Source organism: Candidatus Megaera venefica (assembly GCF_034554655.1).
Lineage (GTDB): Bacteria > Pseudomonadota > Alphaproteobacteria > Rickettsiales > Rickettsiaceae > Megaera_A > Megaera_A venefica.
In genome coordinates this window covers 1-1,542 of sequence record NZ_JARJFB010000244.1, presented here as the reverse complement: position 1 = coordinate 1,542, position 1,542 = coordinate 1, and the positions used below count along the sequence as shown (strand labels likewise).

Annotated in this window: 4 protein-coding genes; 2 read left to right on the top strand and 2 right to left on the bottom strand. The window is 31.4% G+C overall.

The window, feature by feature from the left end; translation table 11 throughout:
* Positions 1-63: 63 nt before the first annotated feature.
* Positions 64-258: a hypothetical protein gene (locus Megvenef_RS09435; RefSeq protein WP_322777662.1), complete on the bottom strand. Its 195-nt coding sequence runs from the start codon at positions 256-258 to the stop codon at positions 64-66.
* Positions 259-455: 197 nt separating this feature from the next.
* Here Megvenef_RS09435 and Megvenef_RS09430 point away from each other — a divergent pair, with 197 nt between their 5' ends.
* Positions 456-659 (top strand): hypothetical protein, encoded by a 204-nt coding sequence (locus tag Megvenef_RS09430; protein ID WP_322777661.1) that lies wholly within the window; start codon positions 456-458, stop codon positions 657-659.
* Here the strand turns inward: Megvenef_RS09430 and Megvenef_RS09425 are convergent.
* The gene (locus Megvenef_RS09425; protein ID WP_322777660.1) at positions 643-1,143 is read right to left on the bottom strand and encodes a sensor histidine kinase; all 501 of its coding nucleotides are present in this window, start codon (positions 1,141-1,143) and stop codon (positions 643-645) included. The genes Megvenef_RS09430 and Megvenef_RS09425 overlap by 17 nt on opposite strands.
* A gap of 71 nt (positions 1,144-1,214) precedes the next feature.
* Between Megvenef_RS09425 and Megvenef_RS09420 the strand changes: the two genes are divergently transcribed.
* A partial coding sequence (locus Megvenef_RS09420) for a transposase (RefSeq protein ID WP_322776028.1) occupies positions 1,215-1,542 on the top strand: 328 nt, incomplete at its 3' end.

Genomic DNA, 1,542 nt, shown 5'->3' with positions numbered 1-1,542 from the left:
ATGGTAGTTTTTGGGTGTGTGTAAGTGGCATTTGTGTAGTTTTTTTGAGGTAGTTTGTTTTTTCTAAGATCCATCTTCTTTTTCGTTTTCTGGATTAACTTTAGATAAAGTATATATTTCACTACTCAAATTATAGTCATATTCTGCCTCAGTTTTATCATGTTGGGATAAAGATGTATTGATATATACTGCAAAAAGTTTTTTTACTTCACATACAGTGATAACTTTAGATACCTGCGCAAAAGTACTGTTATTCATAAAGAATAATAGTACTACTATCAGAACTTTTTTAAACATATTTCTTAACCATCATAGTTATCAACCTAAGCGAGAATACCAACCACTGATTTAATTGTTACAAAAGGAACTTCTATCAGAAAATTAGACTAGCAACATTGTAACTTAAAAATATTGACAACGCTACATTAACATTATATCTATTATGTCAATATAATATGTCACAGGCATTACCGATGGAACAGGATATAAAGATTAGACTTAACAATATTTATCATTGCAAGTTGAAAGAACTAGCAACTTTAGAACATAGGAGTTTACAAGATACTTCTGAGATAATAATTATGAAATACCTCGATAGTTTAAAGATTGACGATATGATTGGTAAATTAGATTGTCCAAAATCTAAATTGGAAGCGTAAACTTAAAGGTACTGCCTTTTGCACCATCGCTTTCAGCCCAAATTTCTTCGCCATGCGTTGTAATTGCTTTTTTACACAATGCAAGTCCAACACCACGACCACCAGCAGGAGTTTTGGTTCTAGAGCTAACGATAAATGAGAAGAAAATATCATATAATTCTGCTTGTGGAATAGCTATACCCTCATCTCGAATGCTAAATATTGCAGTTGAATCAGAATTTTTATCAAGCTCTAAGGTGATATTTCCTTCCTTGCTATATTGAATGGCATTGATAATCAAATTATCTAAAGTAGATTTTATATAATGCTCATCACAATTGACCTTAATATTATCTTCTATTTTGGTAAAAAACTCTAGATCTTTACCATTTAAGTATAGTTTCTTGCAATAATCCAGTCGATCATATACTAACTCGCTTAAATCTACCTCTTTTTTAGTCCCTCCGTCAAAACTCTCCCCGCCTGAATTAACAAGGGGTTTCATGTCATAAACAGCTTACAAAATCCATAAGAAAATGGTATAATTACCGCATAAAGCTTACGGATTTTAAAATTATGCCTATAGAAAATATTACTTTTCTCCAAAAACAAGAAAGGTTATTTGAAGAGAAATTATCTACAAAACTAAATCCTAAAAACAAGTTATATAAACTAAGGGATTTAGTAAATTGGTCTGAACTTGAAGCCAGAGCATTGCCTAACATTGAAATCAAGCAATTTGGTAGAAATAAGAAAGATCATAGAGTAATGCTAGCACTATCAATGCTTCAAGCTATGTACAACGGTTCTGATTCGTTTACGGAGGAAGAGCTAAAGGAAAATATTTATTGGCAATATTTTTGTGGTTATGAATATTTGCAGCAAGATCTTGATGTGTCTGAAG

Coding starts and splice junctions, on each gene's coding strand:
- Megvenef_RS09435 (WP_322777662.1), bottom strand. CDS start 258: ATGAATAACAGTACTTTTGCGCAGGTATCTAAAGTTATCACTGTATGT.
- Megvenef_RS09430 (WP_322777661.1), top strand. CDS start 456: ATGTCACAGGCATTACCGATGGAACAGGATATAAAGATTAGACTTAAC.
- Megvenef_RS09425 (WP_322777660.1), bottom strand. CDS start 1,143: ATGAAACCCCTTGTTAATTCAGGCGGGGAGAGTTTTGACGGAGGGACT.